This is a genomic window from Candidatus Sphingomonas colombiensis (assembly GCA_029202845.1).
GTDB lineage: Bacteria > Pseudomonadota > Alphaproteobacteria > Sphingomonadales > Sphingomonadaceae > Sphingomonas > Sphingomonas colombiensis.
The window spans coordinates 1252716-1275092 of the sequence record CP119315.1; the positions used below are offsets into that span (position 1 = coordinate 1252716).

Below are 22377 nucleotides of genomic sequence, written 5' to 3' on the forward strand. Positions count from 1 at the left end.
GTCATGCGCGTTCCAGATAATGCCCGCGTCACGGCGGTGCTCGGCCCTACCAACACCGGCAAGACCCATCTCGCCGTGGAGCGGATGGCCGCGCATTCCAGCGGGATGATCGGCTTCCCGCTGCGGCTGCTGGCGCGCGAGGTGTATGATCGCGTGGTGGCGATGAAGGGCGCGGATCGCGTCGCGCTGATCACCGGCGAGGAACGCATCGTACCAAAGGATGCGCGCTGGTTCCTGTGCACCGCCGAAAGCATGCCGACCGATCGCGACGTCGCCTTCGTCGCGCTCGATGAGGCGCAGCTCGGCGCCGATCCCGAGCGCGGCCATGTCTTCACCGAACGATTGCTCCACGCGCGCGGGCGCGAGGAAACGATGATCCTCGGTTCGGACACATTGCGCCCGGTGATCCGTCACCTCGTTCCGGGGGCCGAGATCGTCGCGCGGCCGCGTTTTTCGACGCTGAGCTATGCCGGCGCGAAGAAGATCAGCCGCCTGCCGCGCCGCTCCGCGATCGTCGCCTTTTCCGCAGAGGAGGTCTATGCGGTGGCGGAGATGCTGCGCCGGCTGCGCGGCGGCGCGGCGGTGGTGATGGGCTCGCTCTCCCCCCGCACCCGCAACGCGCAGGTCGCGATGTTTCAGGCCGGCGAGGTCGACTATCTCGTCGCGACCGATGCGATCGGCATGGGGCTCAACATGGATGTGGCGCATGTCGCTTTCGCCGGGCTGCACAAGTTCGACGGGCGCCGCCGCCGCCGGCTGACCATCGCCGAAATGGCGCAGATCGCCGGGCGCGCGGGCCGCCATCAGCGCGACGGCACGTTCGGCGCGCTGGTCGAGGATGGTCCCGACGCGTTTCTGCCCGAGGAAGTTCTGGCGATCGAGGCACATCGCTTCCCGCCGCTCGACGCGCTCTATTGGCGCGAAGGGCGGCCCGACATGGCCAGCCTCGACGCGCTGATCGCCTCGCTCGCGGCACCGCCGAATGATCCGATGCTGCGCGCGGCACCCGAAGCGATCGACCTTACGGTGCTGCGCCGGCTGGCGGACGATCCCGCGATCCGCGCGCGCGCCAAGGGGCAGGTCACGCGGCTGTGGGCAGCTTGCGGAATCCCCGATTTCCAGAAGCTCGGCGCCGATATCCACGCGCGTTTCGTCTCGCGCGTGTTCGGCCATCTCGCCGAAGGATATCTCCCGCATCAATGGTTCGCCGATGAGGTCGCGCGGCTCGATCGCGCCGATGGCGATGTCGAAACGCTGGCGGGGCGGCTCGCCGCGATCCGCACCTGGGCGTATATCGCGCAACGCAGCGACTGGCTCGCCGACCCGGCCCATTGGGCGGCGCGCACGCTGGCGGTTGAGGAGCGCCTGTCCGACACCCTCCACACCAGCCTGACGCAGCGGTTCGTCGATAAACGCACCAGCGCGCTGATCCGCCAGATCGGCGGCGGCGCGGGCGCGTTGCCGGTGACGATCGAGGACAATGGCGAGGTATCGATCGACACCCATCCGATCGGGCGGCTCGACGGATTCCGCTTCACCGTCGCCCCGGAGGCGCGCGCGGCGGACAAGCGCCTGCTGCTCGCCACCGCCGAAAAACGGCTGATTACCGAGCGGGCACGGCGCGCGCGCGGGGTGATAGAGGCGAACGACGCCGATCTGTCGATGCACGATGGCAATATCCTCTGGCAGGGGCATGTGCTGGCGCGGCTGACCGCCGGGCGCTCGATGGCGCGGCCCGATGTCGCGCTCGATCCGGCGCTCGATTGCCTCGACGCCGGGTTGCGCAAGGACGTGCTGGCGCGCGTGAGGCGCTGGGTCGGGGACACGCTCGCCCGCGCACTCCCCGCGCTCGCCCGGCTGGCCGAACTGGCGCGCGACGAGCATGCCACATCCGGGCTGCGCAGCATCGCCGGCGAACTGGAGGCCGGCGCCGGGTTCGCCGCGCGGCTGCCGTTGCGCGCCGCGATCGAAGCGCTTGATCCGGCGGAGCGCCATCGCCTGCGCAAGCTGGGCGTGACGATCGGCGCGCTCGATCTGTTCGACGCCCGCCTGCTGAAACCGCGCGCCCAGCCATGGCGCATCGCGCTGCTCGCGGCGCGCGGCGAAACGGTAACGCCGCCGCCCGCAGGCGCGACCGCCGTGCCGCGCGACACGCCGGGCGCGACGCCGGCGATGGGTTTCCGCGCCCTCGCAGCGCAGGCGGTGCGCGTCGATCTGGTCGAGCGGATCGCGCGGATGGCGCATGAAGCGCGCGATGGCCGCAAACCCTTCGCCCCCGATCCAGCGCTCGCTACGTCGATGGGATTGCAGCCGCCGACGATCGCCCGACTGATGGCGGAACTCGGTTTCCAGCCCGCGCCGGCCACAGAGGGTGCGCCGGCATGGCGCTGGCACGGCCGCCCGCAACCGCGCCGCGTCGCCACGCCGCCCGCTCCCGGCAACGCCTTCGCCGCGCTGGCCGCGCTCAAACATGGCTGACGGGGTCGCGCCGCCCGCGATGCGGCTCGATCGCTTCCTGTGGTTCGCACGGATCACCAAAACACGCAGCGCAGCACAGGCGATGGCCAGCGACGGGCACCTTCGCCTCGATGGTCGCGCGGTCGACCGGGCCGCGGCGCCCGTGCGCGTCGGCAGCATCCTGACGCTGGCCCAGCACGGCCGGATCCGCGCGCTGCGGGTCGAGGCATTGCCCCTGCGGCGCGGGCCGCCAGCCGAGGCGCGCGCGTGTTACGAGGAACTGATCACTGATAACCGCTCGCAGCAAGCCGGGAACGATTGACGATACGGGTTACGAGGCATAGCAGCGGATTCGTTCGTCCGAGGGAGAAAACCGGCAATGACCTACGTCGTCACCGACGCCTGCATCCGCTGCAAATACATGGATTGCGTCGAAGTCTGCCCGGTCGACTGTTTCTATGAAGGCGAGAACATGCTCGTCATCAATCCCAGCGAGTGCATCGATTGTGGCGTGTGCGAGCCGGAATGCCCGGCGGAAGCGATCCTGCCCGACACCGAAAGCGGGCTGGAAAAGTGGCTTGAGCTCAACACCACCTTCTCGGCGCAATGGCCCAACGTCACCCGCAAGGGCGAACAGACCCCGGCCGACGCCGATGAGCACAAGGGCGAGACGGGCAAATTCGACAAATATTTCTCGGCTGAGCCGGGCGCGGGCGACTAACGCACGCGTCGGCCGGGTGGCCGCTGGCGGCGGTCTCGCCCGATGAAAAGTCCTCGCGCGCCGGAATCGGCGCGCGCCAAAACCAGACAGGCCAGCATCACTGCCATGGTGATGCTGGCAATTTTATTACAGGCGTGCTATGTACGTCCGCGACGGCCGGAATCGAACCCATGGCCGCCGGAGATGTCCAACCCATATCCTCCCGCCTGATTCCTCGACGTGGCTCACACCGCGCCTCGGGTGACGGGAAACCATCCTGACGAAAGGCCCCTAAATGGCTGCCAAGGCTCTGCATTTCGATGTCGGTGATTATGTCGTTTACCCCAAGCACGGGGTTGGCAGGGTCATCGAACTGCAGAAACAAGAAATCGCCGGGATGCAGCTCGAACTCTATGTGCTGCGCTTCGAAAAGGAGCGGATGACGCTCCGTGTCCCCACCAACAAGGCGGAATCGGTCGGCATGCGCAAGCTGTCGTCCGACAAGACGATGCGCGAAGCGATGGAGACGCTGAAGGGCAAGCCCAAGGTAAAGCGCACCATGTGGTCGCGCCGCGCCCAGGAATATGAAGCGAAGATCAACTCGGGCGACCTCGTGTCGATCGCCGAGGTGGTCCGCGATCTGTTCCGGGCCGACGATCAGCCCGAGCAGAGCTATTCCGAGCGTCAGATTTTCGAGGGCGCGACGAGCCGTCTCGCCCGCGAACTGGCCGCAATGGAGCAGATCGACGAAGGCGCCGCGCAGGAAAAGATCCTCGAAATCCTGCGCAAGGCCGCCGCGATCTACAACAAGGAGAAGGTGCCGGCCTGATCGCCGCCATCCGCTCTATGGATTGAAAGGGAGCGGTCCTTCGCGGGGCCGCTCCTTTTTCGTTTACGCGCGTAATCAACTGGTGTATTGATTAAACAACACACCAGGAGAGAATGAAATGCGCCACCTGTCGCTCGCCCTGCTTCCCCTTGCCGCGATCGCAGCAACCGCCACCGCCGCGCCATGGGGGGACGATCGCGGTCCGGGCATCGCGCCACGCCATGACGGCGCCACTCTCGCTTATCCGGTTGATGGCTTCACCTCGGTCGGGCTCGCGCTTCCGGCGCAGGTCGAAGTACGCGTCGGCCCCGCCTTTTCGGTGCGCGCGACCGGGCCGGCGGAGGCATTCGACGACATTCGCGTCACTCGCAACGGCGATTCCCTCCAGATCGAGAAGCGTTACCGCAACGGCGCGCGTGACGAGCGCGCGCTCCGCGCGGTGCGCTTCGTCGTGACGATGCCGCGCATTCAGGGTGCGAGCATCGGCGGCAGCGGTGACATCACGGTCGATCGCGTGTCCGGTGGACAGTTTGACGCGGCGATCGGGGGCTCGGGTTCGCTGACGCTCGGCAATCTGGCGGTCGGACGGCTGACCGGCTCGATCGGTGGGTCGGGCTCGATCCTCGCCGCCGGGGACGCGCGCGACCTCAAGGTCAATATCGGCGGGTCCGGCCGGTTCGCGGGTGAGCGGCTGCGCGCGCGCGGCGCCAATATCTCGATCGCCGGCTCGGGCGGGGTCCGCGCGCAGGTCGACGGTGATGCCCGTGTGTCGATCGCCGGCAGTGGCGACGCCGATCTCGGCCCGCGCGCGCGTTGCGCAGTGAGCCGCGTCGGCAGCGGAAAGGCGCGCTGCGGCGCCTGACGCGCATTTGCGTTTAGACCTCATGTGTGTTATATGAATAATACACATGAGGTCTAATATGCGCTATCTTACGCTCGCCCTGCTCCTCCCGCTAGCCGCCTGCGGCGGGCTTCACGACGAAGATTCGCAGCCATCGATCGCGCCCAACGGATCGGGTTCGTCGCGCACCTTCGCCGCGAATGACTTCACCGCCGTCGAGTTGCGGGGACCGGACGATATGGACGTGCGCGTCGGCAGCGCCTTTTCCGTGCGGGCAGATGGCGATCCGGGCGTGCTCGACAAATTGCGCGTCGTCCGTGACGGGCAAACCCTGCGCGTCGGCCGCAAGACGGGGTTCAGTTGGGGATCCACCGGCAGCGCGAAAATCTACGTCACGATGCCGCGTGTTACCGCCGCGTCGCTGTCCGGCTCGGGCAACCTCGCGGTCGATCGGATCGAGGGCAGCGGTTTCGATGGCGCGCTTTCCGGCTCGGGCGACCTGAAGATCGGTGCGATCGCGGTCGACAATGCCGCCTTCTCGATATCGGGCTCGGGCAAAGTCTCCACCGATCGCGGCACGGCGCGGCAGTTGAAAATTTCCGTCGCGGGATCGGGCGATGTCGATGCCCGGAACCTTGTCGCCCAAAGCGCGAAGGTGGACGTGGCCGGATCGGGCGATGTGCGCGCGACGGTGAATGGCCCGGCGACCGTCTCCATAATGGGATCGAGCGACATCGATCTCGGCCCGAAGGCGAAATGCGAAACCCATAAGACGGGTTCCGGCTCGGTGCGCTGCGGCGGCTGACGCGCCGGGCTTGCGCGCCACCCCGCTTCGCGCGACGCTTGGCATATGAGATTGTTCGTCGCGACCGCCATTGTCGCTTTCGCCCTTGCCGCCCCCGCTTATGCCGCCGAGCGCAGTTATAGCGTTGGCAGCTATGACCGGCTGCGCGTCGATGGGCCGTTCGAGGTGCATATCGTCGCGGGCGGTTCACCACGCGCCAGTGCGAAGGGGAGCGAGGCGACGCTCGCGCGGCTCGATCTCAAAGTGGAAGGAACCACGCTCGCGGTGCGGCTGGGCTCCGGCGGCTGGGGCGAGATGCCCAAGGCCGCCGCGAGCCAGACGCCGGTGGTCGTCACGCTCTCCACCCCGCATCTCAATGCGATCCTGCTGACCGCCGGTGCGCAGGTGAGCGCCAGCAAGATCGATGCGCAGCGCCTCGATCTCAGCGTGAACGGGGCCGGTGCGCTCGCGCTCGACGGGGTTCGCGCGGATCTGCTCAACGCCACGCTGATCGGCACGGGATCGATGCGGCTCGCCGGTCGCGCCAATCGCGCGCGGTTCGCGAGCAACGGCGGCGGCTTGATCGACGCCACCGCGCTGACCGCCAGCGACCTGACCGTGCGCCTAGACGGCACCGGCGAAACCCGCGCGACCGCCCGCTATACCGCGCAGGTAACCACGACCGGGCTCGGCAAGGTGACGGTCCTCGGCAGCCCCAAATGCACCGTCAAGACGGTCTCCGACGGCCCGGTGGTCTGCGGCACCGGGAAATAACGCCCGGCGCCATCCGAAATATCAGGCAGCGTCGTCCTGCGCATCCAGCCCGTAAGCGGTGTGGAGCACGCGCACGGCAAGCTCGGTCTCATCCTCATGGATCAGCACCGAGACTTTGATCTCGCTGGTGGTGATCGCCATGATGTTGATGCCACGCGCGCCGAGCGTGGTGAACATCGTCGAGGCGACGCCGGCATGGCTGCGCATCCCCACCCCGACGACCGAGACCTTGGCGACGCGCGGATCATGGACCAGCTCGGCAAAGCCGATCTTCTCACGTCCCTGATTGAGCGTTTCGATCGAGCGCGCGAGATCCGCCGACGGCACGGTGAAGGTAACGTCCGTTGACCCCGAACCATGGGCGATATTCTGGATAATCATGTCGACGTTGATGTTCGCCTCGGCAAGCGGCTCGAAGATGCTCGCCACCGCGCCGGGCTTGTCCGGCACGCTGGTCAGCGTGATCTTCGCCTCATTCTTGTCATGGGCGATGCCGGTGATGAGCTGGCGTTCCACGTCGTCGATCTCCTCTTCGCCCACGATCATCGTGCCGGGCAGTGTATCCGCCATCGGCGCATCTTCGCCGGTGAACGACGACAGCACCTGAACGCGGACCTTTTCCTTCATTGCCAGCCCCACCGAGCGCGTCTGGAGCACCTTGGCCCCGACGCTGGCGAGCTCCAGCATTTCCTCATACGTCACTTTGTTGAGCTTGCGTGCGCGCGGCACGATGCGCGGATCGGTGGTGTAAACGCCATCCACGTCGGTGTAGATGTCGCAACGATCGGCCTTCATCGCCGCCGCCACCGCGACCGCCGACGTATCCGAGCCGCCACGGCCGAGCGTCGTTACCCGCCCCTCGCTGACCCCCTGAAATCCGGGAATCACCGCCACTTCGCCGGCCGACAGGCTCTTGTCGAGTTCGTCGGTGTCGATCGTGCCGATCCGCGCCTTGGTGAACGCGTCGGACGTATGGATCGGCAATTGCCAGCCGAGCCACGAGCGCGCCTTCACGCCCATCGCCTGCAACGTGATCGCGAGCAATCCGCTCGTCACCTGCTCACCCGCCGAGACGACGACGTCATATTCGCGCGGATCGTAAAGCGGGGAGGCTTCACGGCAGAAGCCGACAAGCCGATCGGTCTCGCCCGCCATGGCGGAAACAACCACCGCAACCTCGTTGCCGGCATCAGCCTCGCGTTTGACGCGCGCGGCAACGCTCCTGATGCGCTCGATCCCGGCCATCGACGTACCGCCGAACTTCATCACGATGCGCGCCATTATCGCTTACGTCCAACCTCCCTTGGGGGAAAACGGCGGCCCTGATAGGAAGGGAGCATGTCCGAAGCAACCGTAACAAAAGCGACTGTCGCTGAAACCGCACCTTCATCGATCGATCCGCGCGAAGCTGCGCATTTCGGTGCGATGGCCGCCGACTGGTGGGATCCGAACGGCTCCTCGGCGATGCTCCACCGGCTCAACCCGCCCCGGCTCGCCTATATCCGTGAGCGGATCGACACGCATTGGGATGGTGACGACACGAATTTCACCCCGCTCGCGGGGAAGCGCGCGCTCGACGTCGGATGCGGCGCGGGGCTGCTCGCGGAGCCGCTCGCGCGGCTGGGCGGAACGGTCACCGCGATCGACGCGGCGCCGGAGAATATCGCGGCCGCGCGCGATCACGTCGGCCCCCTCGCGATCGATTATCGCGTCGGCGGGGTGGAGACGGTGGCGGGCGAGACATTCGATCTCGTCACCTGCATGGAGGTGATCGAGCATGTCACCGATCCACAAGCATTCACCTCTGGCCTCGCGCGGGCGGTGGCGCCCGGCGGGGTGTTGATCATGTCCACGCCGAACCGCACCGCGCTGTCGAAACTCGCGCTGATCACTGTCGCGGAAGGCACCGGGCGAATCCCGCGTGGCACGCATGACTGGGATCGTTTCGTAACGCCCGAAGAACTCACCGCGATGCTCGAACACGCGGGGATGCGGGTGCAAGATGTGCGCGGCCTCGCCTTTTCGCCGACGCGCGGCTTTACGCTCAGCGAATCCACCACGCTCGATTATTTCATAACCGCCGTATCGGCCTGAACGCTCAGCCGTGCGGAGGCTTCTCGTCCTCCGCCGCCACCTGCATCCCGTTCGCGCGGCACGCGGCGCTGATCACCGGAAAGGAAAGATCGGTGTGGCGGGTGAGCGCGGCGGGTGCGGCCGCCTGGCATTGCTGGATCGTCGCATAACGCGTCGGCTCGACCCGTACCTCGGTGCACATCTCCTGCCCGTCGCCGCAGCCCAGGATCGCCATCACGAAGAACACGGGCCCCATTGCAACCGCCTCCATTCCTTCCCGCGAGAATCGATCGGCGCGGCAAAAGGTTCCATCAGCACGATGAGACGAGTTTTGGCGCCGACGGCCTGATCGATCCACTTTGAACGCGTGCGATGAAACAACCGCGTCGACACGACGGGGATTGACGCGGTGGCTCTCCGTTCTGACATGCGGTCCACCCATGCCCCCGATCGATCCCACCACGGCCACCACCGCCGACCGCCCGATGTGGCCGACGCTGCGACGTTTTCTCCCCTATCTCTGGCCGTCCGACGCGCCGGGGGTTCGGGTGCGCGTCGTGGTGGCGCTGGCGCTGGTCGTGCTGTCGAAGCTAGTGCAGGTCTATGGCGCGCCGTTCGCGCTACAGGGCGTAGTCGACGGCATGGCTCCCGGATCGCGCGATCCGGTAACGCTCATCGTGCTGCTGGCGATCGGCTATGCCGCCGCGCGGTTCGGCACCACCCTGTTCGACAATCTGCGCAACACGGTGTTCGAAAAGGTCGGGCAGGAGGCGACGCGGACGCTGGCGGTGCGCGTGTTCGGGCATCTCCACCAATTGTCGCTGCGTTTCCACCTCGAACGCCGCACCGGCGCGGTCACCAAGGTGGTGGAACGCGGCACCAAGAGCATCGATACGATGCTCTATTTCATGCTGTTCAACATCGCGCCGACGATCCTGGAACTAGGGCTGGTCGTCGGCATCTTCTGGACGAAGTTCGGCTGGCCGCTCGTCGCGGCGACGCTGGCGATGGTCGCGATCTATATCTGGTTCACCCGCATGGTGACCGATTGGCGCTCGGCGTTGCGCGCGCGGATGAACGATCTCGATACCGGCGCCGTGGCCCATGCGGTCGATTCGCTGCTCAATTTCGAGACGGTGAAATATTTCGGTGCCGAAGCGCGCGAGCGCAATCGCTACGAAGCGGCGATGACCGCTTATGCCAAAGCGGCGGTGAAATCGGAAAACAGCCTCGCGTGGCTCAACATCGGACAGGCGCTGATCACCAATCTGATGCTCGCCGCCGGCATGGCGTGGGTCGTGCTCGGCTGGGGGCAGGGCAAGTTCACCGCCGGCAATATCGTGCTGGTCTCGACGTTGCTGTCACAGCTCTTCCGCCCGCTCGACCTGCTCGGCATGGTCTATCGCACGATCCGGCAGGGCGTGATCGACATGGGCGCGATGTTCGATCTGGTCGATACGCCGGCCGAGGTGGTCGATGCCCCGGGCGCGCTGCCGCTCGAAGTGATGAGCGGTCATCTGCGGTTCGAGGACGTGCGCTTCGGTTATGAACCGGGCCGCGACATATTGAAGGGCATCGATCTCGACGTGCCCGCCGGCTCCACCGTCGCGGTGGTCGGCCCCTCGGGCGCGGGCAAATCGACGCTCGCGCGGCTGCTCTATCGCTTTTACGACCTCACCGGCGGCCGGGTGACGATCGACGGGCAGGATATCGCGCAGGTGACACAGGCGTCATTGCGCGCCGCGATCGGCATCGTGCCGCAGGATACCGTGCTGTTCAACGATACGATCGGCTACAACATCGCCTATGGCCGCGAAGGCGCCGCCGAGGCGGAGATCGTGGCGGCGGCGCGCGGTGCCGCGATCGCCGATTTCATCGATCGCCAGCCGGACCATTATGAAACCCGCGTCGGCGAGCGCGGGCTGAAACTGTCCGGCGGTGAGAAGCAGCGCGTCGCGATCGCGCGCACCTTGCTCAAGAACCCGCCGATCCTGATCCTCGACGAAGCGACCAGCGCGCTCGACAGCCGCACCGAGGCTGAGATCATGGCGACGCTGGAGGCGATCGAGCGCGGCCGCACCACGATCGTTATCGCCCACCGCCTGTCCACCGTCGTCCATGCCGATCGGATCGTCGTGCTGGAGGGCGGCCGGATCGTCGAACAGGGCACGCATGCCCAGCTCCTCGCCCGCGACGGCCTCTATGCCGAAATGTGGATGCGGCAGGCGAAAGAGCGACAGGAGGCACTGGCGGCGGAATAACCCGCGCGCTCAGGCCAGCAGATCGCGATATGCGTCGTGCCGCTGGATATAGGCGCGCACGAACGGACATTGCGGCACCACCTTCAGCCCCTGATCGCGGGCGCTGTCCAGTGCAGCGCGAATCAGCCGCGATGCCACGCCTCGCCCCTCCAGCGGCTTTGGCACCAGCGTGTGCGTGAAGACGATGCGATTGCCCTCAAGCTGATAGGCGGCAAGCGCGCGATGGCCGTCCACATCCAGCTCGAATTCCTGCTCCGCCTTATTGTCACGCACGATTTCCATCGAAAGTCCTTTCCCGAACCCGGTTTGGTGCCGCTATAGCGCGCGGATCATGGTTGCCGATCCCGTTTCCGTTCTTCAGCGTGTCTTCGGCTTTCCGGGCTTTCGCGGCGTCCAGAGCGATGTCGTCGGCCGCGTGCTGGCGGGGGAGAATACGCTGGCGGTGATGCCGACCGGCGCGGGAAAATCCCTGTGTTATCAATTGCCGGCGGTGATGTTCGAGGGGACGTGCGTCGTCGTGTCCCCGCTGATCGCGCTGATGCACGATCAGCTCCGCGCGGCCGAAGCTGTCGGGATCCGCGCCGCGACGCTGACCAGCGTTGACGAGAATCGCGCCGAAACGCGTGGGCGCTTCCTCGATGGCGAGCTGGATCTGCTCTATATCGCGCCGGAGCGCGCCTCGACCGCCGATTTCCGTGAGCTGCTCCAACGCGGTCGCATCGCCTTGTTCGCGATCGACGAGGCGCATTGCGTCAGCGAATGGGGGCATGATTTCCGCCCGGACTATCGCCTGCTGCGTCCCTTGCTCGATACCTTTCCGGAGGTTCCCCGGCTCGCGCTGACCGCCACCGCAGACGCGCATACCCGCGCCGACATCCTCGATCAGCTTGGCATCCCACATGACGGGATGATCGTCGCGGGGTTCGACCGGCCGAACATTCGCTACGCGATCGCGCCGCGCGACAATACCACGCGGCAGATCGTCGACCTTGTCCGCGCGACGCCCGGCCCCGGGATCGTCTATGCGCAGACGCGCGCGGGCACGGAGCGGCTGGCGGAGGCGCTGGCCGTCACCGGGCGCCCGGTGCGCGCCTATCATGCCGGGCTGGAACCGGGCGTCCGCGCCGCCAATCAGGCCGCGTTCGTCGCATCCGAGGATATGGTGATCTGCGCCACGGTCGCTTTCGGCATGGGGATCGACAAGCCCGACGTGCGCTTCGTCGCCCATGCCGGGCTGCCCAAGTCGATCGAGGCTTATTATCAGGAAACCGGCCGTGCGGGCCGCGACGGCGATCCGGCGGTGGCGCATCTGTTCTGGGGTGCGGAGGATTTCGCCCGCGCCCGCCAGCGCACCGCCGAGGTGGAGCAGCATCGCCAGCAGGGCGAGCGGGTTCGCTTGAACGCGCTCGGCGCGCTGGTGGAAACGGCGGGTTGCCGTCGCCGCATCCTGCTCAAGCATTTCGGCGAGGATGCCCCCGCCGCCTGCGGCAATTGCGACAATTGCCTGTCCCCGCCCAAGGCGGTCGACGCGACAGAGACGGCGCGCAAATATCTCTCGGCGGTGTTTCGCACCGGGCAGATGTTCGGCTCAACCTATGTCGAGCAGGTGCTGACCGGCAAATCGACCGAGCGCAGCCTGATGAGCGGACATGAGGCCCTTTCCGTCTGGGGTATCGTCGACACCGAGGAAACCGCACTGCTGAAGCCGGTCGGCCGCGCGCTGCAGGTGCGCGATGCGCTGCGCACCAATCCGCATGGCGGGCTGGAATTCGGCCCCGCCGCGCGCGCTATCCTGAAGGGCGAGGAAGAACTGGCGCTGATTCTTCCGCCGAAACGCGAACGCCGCCGCAAGGGTGAGACGGTCGAGAACCCTGTCGGTGACCCGTTGTTCGAGGCACTGCGCGAGAAACGCCGCGATCTCGCGCGCGAAGGCCAGGTGCCACCCTATGTGATCTTCCACGATTCGGTGCTGCGCGAAATGGCCGCCGCGCGCCCCGCCTCGCTGGCGCAGATGGCGCGGATCGCGGGCATCGGGCAACGCAAGCTCGACGCTTATGGCGACGCCTTCCTGCAGGTTATCCACGAAAACTGATCGCCGACCCGGTTCAAACCTGCGATGGGCTGCGCTAGGGATTCGCAGAATCCACGGCGGTGTCCGCACCGCCCCACACAAGTGGAAAAGCCCGAGGTTCCGATCATGCTCGATATCCGCCCCATCGACGCCACCATTTCCGTCGCGCCACAGATCGCGCCGACGGATATCGCCGCGATCAAGGCGGCCGGATTCGTCGCGATCGTCAACAACCGCCCCGACGGCGAAGAGGCAGCGCAACCGCCGGGCGACGCGATCCGCGCCGCGGCGGAGGACGCCGGCCTTGCTTATACCGCGATCCCGATCACCCATGCCGGCTTCTCCCAGCCGCAGGTGAGCGCGATGATCGAGGCGCTGGCCGGTGCCGGCGGCCCGGTGCTCGCTTACTGCCGCTCCGGCACGCGCTCATGCAACCTGTGGGCGCTGGCGCAGGCGCAACTTGGCGGTGACGGGGATGAACTGACTGCCAAGGGCGCCGGCGCGGGCTATGATCTCACCAACCTGCGTCCGCTGATGGATGCAGTGGCGAAACGCGGCTGAGCCAGGGTTGGCCGCGATGAACTGGCTGGTGCTCGGCGGCTCGCTCGCGGCGGTGCTGGCATTGGGCGGCGCTGCCACGTTGCTGCGGCTTGGGCCGACGCAGCGAATGCTGGTCGAGGAAGCCGATGCGCTCCGCGCCGCCGATGAGGCGGTGGCAGGCTTCGTCGGCGTGTCGGCGGTGATCGGGGCGGACGGCCGTGCCGCGCTGGTGTTTGGCGAGGATCGCCGCGTGGTCGTGCTAAAGACGCATGGCGCACGGATCGCCGCACGGGTGATCGAATGGGATGCCGTGCGCGCCACCCCCGGCGGCATGCTCGTCGAAACCCGCGAGCGGCGCTTCGGCGCGGTGACGCTGCTGGGGGTCGACGCGCTCGACGTGCGCAGGCTGGCGCCGCAACTGACACGAGTGTAAGCTCATCGGCATCGTGCCGCAGCTACCCGATCCCGTGAACCTTGCCGTCCCCGCGTTCGTCCTGCTCGTGCTGGTCGAGATGGTCGTCGCGCACTACCGTGATCGCAGTCGCTACGAGCCGCGCGACACGCTGACCAGCCTGATGCTCGGGCTCGGCAGCACGGTGGCAGGAGTGATCACCGCCGGCGCCGTCTTCGCATTGGCGATGTGGGTGTGGCGGTTCCGGCTCTTCGACATCGGCTGGCAATGGTATTGGTTCGTCATCGCTTTCGTGCTGGACGATCTTGCCTATTACGTGTTCCACCGCTCCGCCCATCGTGTGCGCTGGTTTTGGGCGAGCCATGTCATCCACCACAGCTCACAGCATTATAATCTCTCCACCGCGCTCAGACAGACGTGGACGGGCTTCTTCAGCATCGCCTTCCTGTTCCGGCTGCCGCTGTTCCTGATCGGCTTTCCGCCCGCGATGATCTTCTTCGTCGGCGCGGTGAACCTCGTCTATCAATTCTGGATTCATACCGAGGTGATCGGGCGGATGCCGCGCTGGTTCGAGGCGGTGATGAACACGCCATCGCATCATCGCGTCCACCACGCGACCAACCCGCGCTATCTCGATCGCAACTATGCCGGGGTGTTCATCGTGTGGGACAGGATGTTCGGCACGTTCGAGCCGGAGCTGGACGAGGAACGACCGCGTTACGGCATCGTCCACCAGCTCGGCTCATTCAACCTGTTATGGGCCGCGACCCATGAGTGGATCGGGATCGCGCGCGACGTGTGGCGTGCGCCGTGGCGCGCGAAACTCGGCTATATCTGGCGACCACCCGGCTGGAGCCACGACAATAGCCGCGACACCAGCGAGACGCTGAAAGCCGCCTGGCTCGCGCGTCAGATGAGCCCGAGTTCCGCGAGCCGCCCGGCCAGCGCGGAGGGCAGCACCGCCGCGCCCTCGCCATCCGACAGGTCGGCCGGCGCGTCACTCGCCTCCAGATAGCGCCAACCCTGATGCGCGCGTTTCGGGCGCGCATGGGTCAGCCGCAGCACCGGATCGAGGTGGATCGCGACGCGCCCGCCCTCCGCCTCTCCAAAGGACAGGATCGGCGATCGCGCGACCAGCGCATGCTTGATGATCCAGAACAGAGATCCCTGCCCCGCGATCTCCTCATGCCGCTTGGGCAGATAGCGTGTCGTCAGGAACACCGGCCCCAGCTCGCCGCGCATCCGCAAGCGCTCGGCGAGATCCTCGACCCCGCTGGCACCGAATGCGACCTTGGTGAGATGAAGCATGACGGAGATGTGGTTTACCTCCCCAGCCCCCACAAGGTGGCGAGGCCGAGGAACGAGAAGAAGCCCATCACATCGGTGAAGGTCGTGACGAACACCGCAGACGACACCGCCGGATCGACCTTCGCCTTGTCGAGCGCGACCGGCACGATCACGCCGACCAGCCCGGCGACGATGCTGGTGATGATCATCGCCAGCGCGAACACAGCCGACAGGCCGGCATTGCCGAGGATGAGATAGCTGCCCGCCGCGCCCACCGCGCCCAATGCCGCGCCGTTGAAGATCGCGACACGGAATTCGCGGAACAGCATCCGCATCGTGTTGGAGCTGGTGAGCTGATTGGTGGCGAGCGCGCGGACGACCACCGCCAGCGTCTGCGTCCCGGCATTGCCGCCGAGGGCGGAGACGATCGGCATCAGCGCGGCGAGCAGCGCAAATCGCGCGATCTCGCCCTGAAACAGGCCGACCACCGAGGCCGACAGCATCGTCGCGCCGAGATTGACGATCAGCCACGCCACACGCGTGCGCACCGTAACGGTGAGCGGCTCGTTGATGTCGCCGTCGCCCGCGCCGGCGAGCTTCAGCGTATCCTCGCCCGCCTCTTCCTGGATGATGTGGACCACGTCATCGACGGTGATCATGCCGACCAGCCGCCCGCTGCCATCAACCACCGCTGCGGAGATCAACGCGTATTTCTGGAAGCGCAGCGCCACTTCCTCCTGATCCATATCGACCGGGATCAGCGTCTGCTCGCGCTGCATCACGTCCGACATCGCGATTCCGCGCGGGGTGCGCAGGATCCACGACAGCGCCACCGTCCCGACCGGGCGATGCGACGGATCGACGACGAACACCTCCCAGAAATCGGTCGTCAGCTCCTCATGGCCGCGCAGGAAATCGATCGTGTCGCCGATCGTCCAATGTTCCGGCACCGCGATCAGCTCGCGCTGCATCAGGCGGCCGGCGGATTCCTCAGGGTAGCTCAGTGCCTCTTCGATCGCGGCGCGATCGTCGGGCTCCATCGCGCGCAACACCTCGCGCTGCTCGTCCGCGTCGAGATCCTCGATGATGGCGACCGCGTCGTCAGTATCGAGTTCCGACGCAATGTCCGCCACCTGCCGCGCGTCGAGCGTGTCGAGCAGTTCCTCGCGGACGTAATCGTTCATCTCCGCGAAGACGTCGCCATCGAGCAGATCGGCGATTGCGCGAGCGAGCGCGGCGCGGCGATCCTCCGGCGTCAGTTCGAACAGATCGGCGATGTCGGCGGGGTGGAGCGGCTCGACCAGCGCGCGCGCCGCCTCCGCGTCGCCGACCTCGACCGCATCGAGTACGGCATCGACGAATTCGGGCTTCAGCCGGTCATCGGCGTCGAGCTGGCTTCCGTCATCCGCGACCTGAAGTTCGGTGTCGCTCATCGCTTCGCCTCCTTCCAGTATCGCGCGCCTCGTTCGGCGACTGATATGGCCATGGCCGAAGATCGACAACCCACGCGCGGACGATTTGCCATGACGATCCGCCAGCGGTAGGGCGCCGACTTCCTCGGAACCAGGAGCCGACCATGGCCGATACCTTCAATACGCTGACGATGACGCTCGCTGACGGCGACGTGACGATCAAGCTGCGCCCCGATCTCGCCCCGAATCACGTTGAGCGCATCGCGACGCTCGCCAATCAGGGCTTTTACGACGGCGTGGTTTTCCACCGCGTGATCCCCGGCTTCATGGCGCAGGGCGGCGATCCCACCGGCACCGGCATGCACGGTTCGGACCTCCCGGATCTGAAGCAGGAATTCAACCGCGAGCCGCACGTCCGTGGCGTGTGCTCGATGGCGCGCACCAACAATCCGGACAGCGCCAATTCGCAGTTCTTCATCTGCTTCGACGACGCACGCTTCCTCGACAACCAATATACCGTGTGGGGCGAGGTGACGTCGGGCATGGAGCATATCGACGCGCTGCCCAAGGGCGAGCCGCCGCGCGAGCCCGGCAAGATCGTGCAGATGCGCGCGGAATAATCTGACGATACCGTCCGCTCCTTCACCTGTCGGCCAATGACTGATTGGCAGGCGGGAAGGAGCGGGCGGCCTCACCGCATCTCCCCAGACGGGCGCGCTACACGCCCTCTTGCCGCAGCGTGGCGAGCAACCAGTCGCGGAACAGCCGCACCTGTTTCAGCTGAAGCGCACGCGGGCGGCAGACGAGCCAATAGCTGTACGGGCTCTCCACCTCGATATCGCCGAACAGCCGCACGAGGCGCGGATCGTTCGCATCCTCGAAATGGCTTTCGAGCATGAAGGCGACGCCCAGTCCCTGCGCCGCCGCCTCCAGCATCAACGCGCCCGAATCGAAATGGTCTATCGCCACCGGATCGATCTCCGGTAGGCCGGCCGCGTGGCGCCAGGTCGAATAGGTGTCGGGCATGTCGCGGTGGATCAGCACCGACAGATCGGCGAGCTGTTCGGGCCGCTTGATCGGGTTCGGCCCCTCCACCAGCGCGCGCGCGCCGATCGCATAGACCATGTTACGATCGAGCCGGCGGGAATAGAGCGTCGGATCGACTTCGCGCGCCAGCGCGATCACCGCGTCCAGCCCCTCGCCGAGCCGGGTCAGCGCATGTCCGGCCGTATCGATATCGAGATGCAGTTCGGGATGTTTGGCGCGCAATTCGCCCAAATGCGGAAACAGCCGCTGCGACGCGAACAGCGGCATCACCCCAAGCCGCAGCCGCACCACCTCCGCCGCACTGGTCAGCCCGGCGAGCGAATCGGATAGTTGATCGAGCACCGGCGCGATCTGCGCCAGCAATCGCTCGCCATCCATGTTCGGAACCATCGACTGGTGGCGCCGATCGAACAGCGGGCGGCCGATGAAGCGTTCGAGCGTCTGAACCCGTCGGCTGAGCGCCGGCGCGGACAGCGCAAGTTCCTGCGCGCCCGCCTTAACCGAGCCGAGCCGGGCGACGGCGACGAATGCCTCAATCGCGGTCAGGGGTGGCAGCCGGCGCATGGATTCTCACTCATTTCTTGTGCGCCGCATCATGCACTTTCTGCACACGCCAAGGCAAGCGCGCCCGCATCACGATTGCAAAAATTGCAAGAGCATCAATTTATTTCGCACTTGCACAATAAGCCTTCGCGGCGCAAATAGGGCGGGCCTTTCAGGCATCCTCTCCTAAAAACTTTCACGGGCCGGTCTTCACGATCGGCCCTTTTTTTGCGCCTGCACTATATCACGCGGCTCCATCGGGACGCCCCGCGAAACATCACGCATCTCGAAACCCGCGCCGTGCGTTTCTATCTTCCAAAGCGAAGCGGTATGGAGGGCGGATAGTGGCAGATGGTGGTGACGCGGTGCACAAGTTACAGGTTGCCAATGCGCGGCCAGAGGATTCGGGGCGCGGCATTGCGCACCTTCCGCGTGCCTTCATGGCCGCGGCAGGCATCACGGACGGCGACGTGGTGGAAATCGTCGGCAAGAGATCGACCCCGGCACGCGCCATCGGCCCCTATGCCGAGGATGAGGGACTGGAAATCATCCGCATCGACGGGCTCCAGCGCGCCAATGCCGGGCTCGGCTCGGGCGATTTCGTCGAGGTGCGCCGCGCCGAATCGAAGCCGGCGACGCGCGTAACCTTCGCGCCGGCACAGGAAAATCTGAGGCTGCAGGGCTCCGCCAATGCGCTGAAAAGAACTTTTTTTCATCGCCCGCTCTGCCAGGGCGATGTGGTAGCGACCGCCGGGCATCAGCGCGTGCAGAATATGCCGCCGAACATGGCGCAGTTCGTTAATGCGCCAGCCTATGCGCTTCAGGAAATCCGACTGGTCGTAGTGTCCGCCTCACCCAAGGGCATCGTCCATATCGACGAGAATACCGAGGTGGAGCTGCGCCCGGAATATCAGGAGCCCGGCGCCGCGCGGCGCGCCGACGTCACTTACGACGATATCGGCGGCATGGCCGCGACGATCGATCAGTTGCGCGAAATGGTCGAGCTGCCGCTGCGCTATCCGGAATTGTTCGAACGGCTGGGTGTCGAGCCGCCCAAAGGCGTGCTGCTCCACGGGCCGCCCGGCACCGGCAAGACACGCCTCGCGCGCGCGGTCGCCAATGAAAGCGACGCGCAATTCTTCCTGATCAACGGCCCGGAGATCATGGGCTCCGCTTATGGCGAGAGCGAGCAACGGCTGCGTACCGTGTTCGAGGAAGCGGCCAAGAATGCACCGTCGATCGTGTTCATCGACGAAATCGACTCGATCGCGCCCAAGCGCGGGCAGGTTTCGGGCGAGGCGGAGAAGCGCGTCGTCGCGCAGCTCCTTACGCTGATGGACGGGCTGGAAGCGCGCGCCAACCTCGTCGTGATCGCCGCGACCAACCGGCCGGAGGCGCTGGACGAAGCATTGCGCCGCCCCGGCCGCTTCGATCGCGAGATCGTGGTCGGCGTGCCCGATGAACGCGGGCGCCGCGAAATCCTTGGCATCCACACGCGCGGGATGCCGCTCGAACATAATGTCAGCCTCGACGAACTGGCGCGGACCACCTTCGGGTTCGTCGGTGCCGATCTCGCCGCGCTCACCCGTGAGGCCGCGATCGAAGCGGTGCGGCGGATCATGCCGAAACTCAATCTGGAGGAGCGCACCATTCCGGCGGAAGTGCTGGATACGCTGGCGGTGAAGCGTGATGACTTCATGGATGCGCTAAAACGCGTCCAGCCGTCGGCGATGCGCGAGGTGATGGTGCAGGCGCCGACCGTGCGCTGGGCCGATATCGGCGGACTGGACGACGCACAGATGCGGCTGAAGGAGGGCGTCGAGCTGCCGCTCAAGGACCCCGATGCCTTCCGCCGGCTCGGCATCCGCCCGGCCAAGGGCTTCCTGCTCTATGGCCCGCCCGGCACCGGCAAGACCTTGCTCGCTAAAGCGGTCGCGCGCGAGGCGGAGGCGAATTTCATCGCCACCAAGTCAAGCGACCTGCTGAGCAAATGGTATGGCGAGAGCGAGCAGCAGATCGCGCGGCTGTTCCAGCGCGCGCGGCAGGTGGCGCCGACGGTGATCTTCATCGACGAGCTCGACAGCCTTGTGCCCATGCGTGGCGGCGGGCTTGGCGAGCCACAGGTGACCGAGCGCGTGGTCAACACCATCCTCGCCGAGATGGACGGGCTGGAGGAGCTTCAGTCCGTCGTCGTGATCGGCGCGACCAATCGGCCCAATCTGATCGACCCGGCGCTGCTCCGGCCGGGCCGGTTCGACGAACTGATCTATGTCGGCGTGCCCGATCGCCCCGGGCGGCGGCGCATCCTCGCGATCCAGACGCAGAAGATGCCGCTGGCGGCCGATGTCGATCTCGATGCCGTCGCGGCGGACACGGATCGCTTCACCGGCGCGGATCTGGAGGACGTGGTGCGCCGCGCCGGCCTGATCGCGCTGCGCGAATCGATCGATGCGCCGGCAGTGACGATGGCGCATTTCCGCGCGGCACTGAAGGAATCGCGCGCCAGCGTGACACCCGAGCTTGAGCGCGAATATGCCGAGATCGCCGCCAGGCTCAAACAGGAGGCGCACGCCCCGCAATCGATCGGCTTCGTCATGCCCGGCCAGTTGTTGCCGCATGGGCCCAAGGGCGGTTGATTCGCCGTTCAGTCGGCCGGCGCGAACTCTTCATTCGTGTCGGCCGACTGATCCTTCAACCGGAACCAGCAATAGCTCAGCAGCAACAGGCACGCCGCGCCCGCGGTCAGATAGGGCAATGGGTGATATAGCTCATACAGGCCGACGCCGATCGACGGCCCCAGGATGAAGCTCGCGCCGTTGATGCTCGTCACCTTGCCCGCGACCGAGCCTTGCGACTCTTGCCCGACTGCGAGACTCGATCCGGCGGTGAAGCCGGGGCGAATGAAGCCGAACCCAAGGCTTGCCAGCGCATAAGCGGTGGCAATGCCGTAAAGCGATGTCGCCAGCCCGGTGAGCGCCGTGCCCGCCGCTGCCACCACCAGCCCCGTCAACATCAGCGCGCGCGGCGCGAGGTTCAGGATAGGAATGATGCCCCATTGCGCGAGCAGTGATGCGCCCGCGCCCATCATCAGCACGATCCCGGTTGGCTGCAGCGCCAGCGCGGGCACCAGATTCAGTCGATCGATCACCAGAAAACCGATCGCCTGCCCGGTCATCGCCTGCGCATGGCCCGAAACCAGCCCCGCGATCAGCCAGCCGCGGATACGCGGATCGGTGAATTTCACCTCCTCCCCACGCGGTTCCGTCGCGGCGCGCACGCTCGCGCCGGTCGGCTGGCCGCCGATCGAGGGATAGGCCGTCGCCGCGCCATAGACCCCGGCCGCAATGTTGCGATCGTCTTCCAGCACTCGCCGCACGGTGACGAACATCGCGAGCCCGAACGCGGCAAAGATGAAAGCCGGCCCCGCCAGCCCGACTTCGAACGAGCCGAATCGTCCGAGGAGGAGGTATGGCGCGATCGCCGGGCCGAGGATCGTGCCCAGACCGAAGGCGGAGGCGAGCAGGGTGAGCGCGCGGGTGCGCTCCTCCCGCGTCGTGTTGCCGGCGACCATTGCCTGCACCGCCGGCGGTGCGGCCGACCCGAACGTGCCGTAGATCAGCCGCCCGACGATGAAGAGCCCGAAGGCGGCTGTGCCGCTGATCCAGCCGTTGATTCCCGCTGCGAGAAACAGTCCACACAGCCCAAGGCTGATGGTGAAGCCGCCGACGCCGAGCAGCACCATCGCACGTCGCCCCTGCCGATCGGAGCGATTGGCCCAGAAGGGCGCGGCGATCACCCACAGCAGCGCGGAAACCGAAAAGGCCGCCGCCACCGCGCTGTCCTTCACCCCCATCGAGCGCCCCAGCGCGGGCAGCACCGATTGCAGCGCGGTATTCCCCGCCGCGATCGTCAGCATGACGAGAAACAATAATGTGAAGCGCCGATCGAAGCCGCGCGTCACGGGCGCATCCAATCATAACCGCGCTCGACCCGCGTCACGATCACCCGATAGCTTTGATACCAGTCCGCCCGCCCTCGCGCCCGAATCGCCGCGTGATCCGGCTGATCGCGCCACGCATGCGCATCCGCCTCGGTCGCCCAATAGGAAATGGTGATGCCGAAACCTTCCGCGTCACGCGCGCTATCTATCCCGCGATAGCCCGGCTGCTCTGCGGCGAGCGCGTCCATCGCCGCCGCGGCCGCGGCATATCCTTCCCCATCGGCGGCGGTGCGTTGCGAGATGAAAATCACCGCCACCTGCCCCGCTCTCTCCACGCTCGGTCCGTCGTGCATCCTGCTCGCTTAAGCGCTTGCGGCAAGGACGCAACCCCACCCTTGCAACCGAT

The 22377-nt window shown here is 66.4% G+C and carries 23 protein-coding genes; 15 read left to right on the forward strand and 8 right to left on the reverse strand.

Features of this window, described 5'->3' with window-relative positions; translation table 11 throughout:
• The first annotated feature begins 3 nt into the window (after positions 1-3).
• The 7 genes from P0Y64_05895 (at position 4) to P0Y64_05925 (ending at position 6385) form a co-directional block, all read left to right on the forward strand.
• On the forward strand, positions 4-2478 hold the full coding sequence (locus P0Y64_05895; GenBank protein WEK44338.1) for a helicase-related protein: 2475 nt from the start codon (positions 4-6) through the stop codon (positions 2476-2478).
• Positions 2471-2779 carry an RNA-binding S4 domain-containing protein gene (locus tag P0Y64_05900; protein WEK44339.1) on the forward strand — a complete coding sequence of 103 codons (309 nt, stop codon included), beginning with the start codon at positions 2471-2473 and terminating at the stop codon, positions 2777-2779. The genes P0Y64_05895 and P0Y64_05900 overlap by 8 nt, the downstream gene beginning before the upstream one ends.
• Before the next feature lie 57 nt (positions 2780-2836).
• Positions 2837-3178, forward strand: coding sequence for a ferredoxin family protein (locus P0Y64_05905; protein WEK44340.1), 342 nt, complete (start codon positions 2837-2839; stop codon positions 3176-3178).
• 274 nt (positions 3179-3452) lie between these two features.
• Positions 3453-3986 carry a CarD family transcriptional regulator gene (locus P0Y64_05910; GenBank protein ID WEK44341.1) on the forward strand — a complete coding sequence of 178 codons (534 nt, stop codon included), beginning with the start codon at positions 3453-3455 and terminating at the stop codon, positions 3984-3986.
• 118 nt (positions 3987-4104) lie between these two features.
• Positions 4105-4848, forward strand: a complete 744-nt coding sequence (locus P0Y64_05915; protein WEK44342.1) for a DUF2807 domain-containing protein — start codon at positions 4105-4107, stop codon at positions 4846-4848.
• A gap of 58 nt (positions 4849-4906) precedes the next feature.
• On the forward strand, positions 4907-5632 hold the full coding sequence (locus P0Y64_05920) for a DUF2807 domain-containing protein (GenBank protein WEK44343.1): 726 nt from the start codon (positions 4907-4909) through the stop codon (positions 5630-5632).
• Between the two features lie 45 nt (positions 5633-5677).
• Entirely contained in the window at positions 5678-6385 is a 708-nt protein-coding gene (locus tag P0Y64_05925) for a DUF2807 domain-containing protein (protein ID WEK44344.1), read from the forward strand.
• Positions 6386-6406: 21 nt separating this feature from the next.
• Here the strand turns inward: P0Y64_05925 and P0Y64_05930 are convergent, their stop codons facing one another.
• Complete coding sequence (locus P0Y64_05930; GenBank protein WEK44345.1) at positions 6407-7666, reverse strand: aspartate kinase; 1260 nt, start codon at positions 7664-7666, stop codon at positions 6407-6409.
• A 57-nt stretch (positions 7667-7723) separates the two neighbouring features.
• Here P0Y64_05930 and ubiG point away from each other — a divergent pair, with 57 nt between their 5' ends.
• Positions 7724-8479, forward strand: a complete 756-nt coding sequence (gene ubiG, locus P0Y64_05935; GenBank protein ID WEK44346.1) for a bifunctional 2-polyprenyl-6-hydroxyphenol methylase/3-demethylubiquinol 3-O-methyltransferase UbiG — start codon at positions 7724-7726, stop codon at positions 8477-8479.
• Positions 8480-8483: 4 nt separating this feature from the next.
• Here ubiG and P0Y64_05940 read toward each other — a convergent pair whose 3' ends face one another.
• Positions 8484-8714, reverse strand: a complete 231-nt coding sequence (locus tag P0Y64_05940; protein ID WEK44347.1) for a hypothetical protein — start codon at positions 8712-8714, stop codon at positions 8484-8486.
• A 184-nt stretch (positions 8715-8898) separates the two neighbouring features.
• Between P0Y64_05940 and P0Y64_05945 the strand changes: the two genes are divergently transcribed.
• Positions 8899-10719: an ABC transporter ATP-binding protein/permease gene (locus P0Y64_05945; GenBank protein ID WEK44348.1), complete on the forward strand. Its 1821-nt coding sequence runs from the start codon at positions 8899-8901 to the stop codon at positions 10717-10719.
• A gap of 9 nt (positions 10720-10728) precedes the next feature.
• On the opposite strand, the gene P0Y64_05950 is transcribed toward P0Y64_05945, so the two are convergent.
• The gene (locus tag P0Y64_05950; protein ID WEK44349.1) at positions 10729-11001 is read right to left on the reverse strand and encodes a GNAT family N-acetyltransferase; all 273 of its coding nucleotides are present in this window, start codon (positions 10999-11001) and stop codon (positions 10729-10731) included.
• Between the two features lie 49 nt (positions 11002-11050).
• Here P0Y64_05950 and recQ point away from each other — a divergent pair, with 49 nt between their 5' ends.
• The 4 genes from recQ to P0Y64_05970 all read left to right on the forward strand — a co-directional run bounded on the left by recQ (position 11051) and on the right by P0Y64_05970 (position 14757).
• The gene (recQ, locus tag P0Y64_05955; GenBank protein ID WEK44350.1) at positions 11051-12811 is read left to right on the forward strand and encodes a DNA helicase RecQ; all 1761 of its coding nucleotides are present in this window, start codon (positions 11051-11053) and stop codon (positions 12809-12811) included.
• Between the two features lie 105 nt (positions 12812-12916).
• Positions 12917-13351 (forward strand): TIGR01244 family sulfur transferase, encoded by a 435-nt coding sequence (locus tag P0Y64_05960; GenBank protein WEK44351.1) that lies wholly within the window; start codon positions 12917-12919, stop codon positions 13349-13351.
• A 16-nt stretch (positions 13352-13367) separates the two neighbouring features.
• Positions 13368-13763: a hypothetical protein gene (locus P0Y64_05965; protein WEK44352.1), complete on the forward strand. Its 396-nt coding sequence runs from the start codon at positions 13368-13370 to the stop codon at positions 13761-13763.
• 13 nt (positions 13764-13776) lie between these two features.
• Positions 13777-14757, forward strand: coding sequence for a sterol desaturase family protein (locus P0Y64_05970; protein WEK44353.1), 981 nt, complete (start codon positions 13777-13779; stop codon positions 14755-14757).
• Here the strand turns inward: P0Y64_05970 and P0Y64_05975 are convergent.
• On the reverse strand, positions 14652-15050 hold the full coding sequence (locus P0Y64_05975) for a DUF1489 domain-containing protein (protein WEK44354.1): 399 nt from the start codon (positions 15048-15050) through the stop codon (positions 14652-14654). The genes P0Y64_05970 and P0Y64_05975 overlap by 106 nt on opposite strands.
• 14 nt (positions 15051-15064) lie before the next feature.
• Positions 15065-16462 carry a magnesium transporter gene (mgtE, locus tag P0Y64_05980; GenBank protein WEK44355.1) on the reverse strand — a complete coding sequence of 466 codons (1398 nt, stop codon included), beginning with the start codon at positions 16460-16462 and terminating at the stop codon, positions 15065-15067.
• 143 nt (positions 16463-16605) lie between these two features.
• Between mgtE and P0Y64_05985 the strand changes: the two genes are divergently transcribed.
• Positions 16606-17061: a peptidylprolyl isomerase gene (locus P0Y64_05985; protein ID WEK44356.1), complete on the forward strand. Its 456-nt coding sequence runs from the start codon at positions 16606-16608 to the stop codon at positions 17059-17061.
• A 97-nt stretch (positions 17062-17158) separates the two neighbouring features.
• On the opposite strand, the gene P0Y64_05990 is transcribed toward P0Y64_05985, so the two are convergent.
• Positions 17159-18052 carry a LysR substrate-binding domain-containing protein gene (locus P0Y64_05990; protein WEK44357.1) on the reverse strand — a complete coding sequence of 298 codons (894 nt, stop codon included), beginning with the start codon at positions 18050-18052 and terminating at the stop codon, positions 17159-17161.
• Positions 18053-18375: 323 nt separating this feature from the next.
• Between P0Y64_05990 and P0Y64_05995 the strand changes: the two genes are divergently transcribed.
• Complete coding sequence (locus P0Y64_05995; GenBank protein ID WEK44358.1) at positions 18376-20667, forward strand: CDC48 family AAA ATPase; 2292 nt, start codon at positions 18376-18378, stop codon at positions 20665-20667.
• A gap of 8 nt (positions 20668-20675) precedes the next feature.
• Here the strand turns inward: P0Y64_05995 and P0Y64_06000 are convergent, their stop codons facing one another.
• Both P0Y64_06000 and P0Y64_06005 read right to left on the reverse strand, forming a co-directional pair.
• Entirely contained in the window at positions 20676-21992 is a 1317-nt protein-coding gene (locus P0Y64_06000) for an MFS transporter (GenBank protein ID WEK44359.1), read from the reverse strand.
• Positions 21989-22324, reverse strand: coding sequence for an antibiotic biosynthesis monooxygenase (locus P0Y64_06005; protein ID WEK44360.1), 336 nt, complete (start codon positions 22322-22324; stop codon positions 21989-21991). The genes P0Y64_06000 and P0Y64_06005 overlap by 4 nt, the downstream gene beginning before the upstream one ends.
• Between the last annotated feature and the right edge of the window lie 53 nt (positions 22325-22377).

Coding starts and splice junctions, on each gene's coding strand:
- P0Y64_05895 (WEK44338.1), top strand. CDS start 4: ATGCGCGTTCCAGATAATGCCCGCGTCACGGCGGTGCTCGGCCCTACC.
- P0Y64_05985 (WEK44356.1), top strand. CDS start 16,606: ATGGCCGATACCTTCAATACGCTGACGATGACGCTCGCTGACGGCGAC.
- P0Y64_05915 (WEK44342.1), top strand. CDS start 4,105: ATGCGCCACCTGTCGCTCGCCCTGCTTCCCCTTGCCGCGATCGCAGCA.
- P0Y64_05940 (WEK44347.1), bottom strand. CDS start 8,714: ATGGGGCCCGTGTTCTTCGTGATGGCGATCCTGGGCTGCGGCGACGGG.
- P0Y64_05930 (WEK44345.1), bottom strand. CDS start 7,666: ATGGCGCGCATCGTGATGAAGTTCGGCGGTACGTCGATGGCCGGGATC.
- P0Y64_05960 (WEK44351.1), top strand. CDS start 12,917: ATGCTCGATATCCGCCCCATCGACGCCACCATTTCCGTCGCGCCACAG.
- P0Y64_05950 (WEK44349.1), bottom strand. CDS start 11,001: ATGGAAATCGTGCGTGACAATAAGGCGGAGCAGGAATTCGAGCTGGAT.
- P0Y64_05910 (WEK44341.1), top strand. CDS start 3,453: ATGGCTGCCAAGGCTCTGCATTTCGATGTCGGTGATTATGTCGTTTAC.
- mgtE (WEK44355.1), bottom strand. CDS start 16,462: ATGAGCGACACCGAACTTCAGGTCGCGGATGACGGAAGCCAGCTCGAC.
- P0Y64_05945 (WEK44348.1), top strand. CDS start 8,899: ATGCCCCCGATCGATCCCACCACGGCCACCACCGCCGACCGCCCGATG.
- P0Y64_05975 (WEK44354.1), bottom strand. CDS start 15,050: ATGCTTCATCTCACCAAGGTCGCATTCGGTGCCAGCGGGGTCGAGGAT.
- P0Y64_05990 (WEK44357.1), bottom strand. CDS start 18,052: ATGCGCCGGCTGCCACCCCTGACCGCGATTGAGGCATTCGTCGCCGTC.
- P0Y64_05900 (WEK44339.1), top strand. CDS start 2,471: ATGGCTGACGGGGTCGCGCCGCCCGCGATGCGGCTCGATCGCTTCCTG.
- P0Y64_06005 (WEK44360.1), bottom strand. CDS start 22,324: ATGCACGACGGACCGAGCGTGGAGAGAGCGGGGCAGGTGGCGGTGATT.
- P0Y64_05965 (WEK44352.1), top strand. CDS start 13,368: ATGAACTGGCTGGTGCTCGGCGGCTCGCTCGCGGCGGTGCTGGCATTG.
- ubiG (WEK44346.1), top strand. CDS start 7,724: ATGTCCGAAGCAACCGTAACAAAAGCGACTGTCGCTGAAACCGCACCT.
- P0Y64_05925 (WEK44344.1), top strand. CDS start 5,678: ATGAGATTGTTCGTCGCGACCGCCATTGTCGCTTTCGCCCTTGCCGCC.
- recQ (WEK44350.1), top strand. CDS start 11,051: ATGGTTGCCGATCCCGTTTCCGTTCTTCAGCGTGTCTTCGGCTTTCCG.
- P0Y64_05905 (WEK44340.1), top strand. CDS start 2,837: ATGACCTACGTCGTCACCGACGCCTGCATCCGCTGCAAATACATGGAT.
- P0Y64_05920 (WEK44343.1), top strand. CDS start 4,907: ATGCGCTATCTTACGCTCGCCCTGCTCCTCCCGCTAGCCGCCTGCGGC.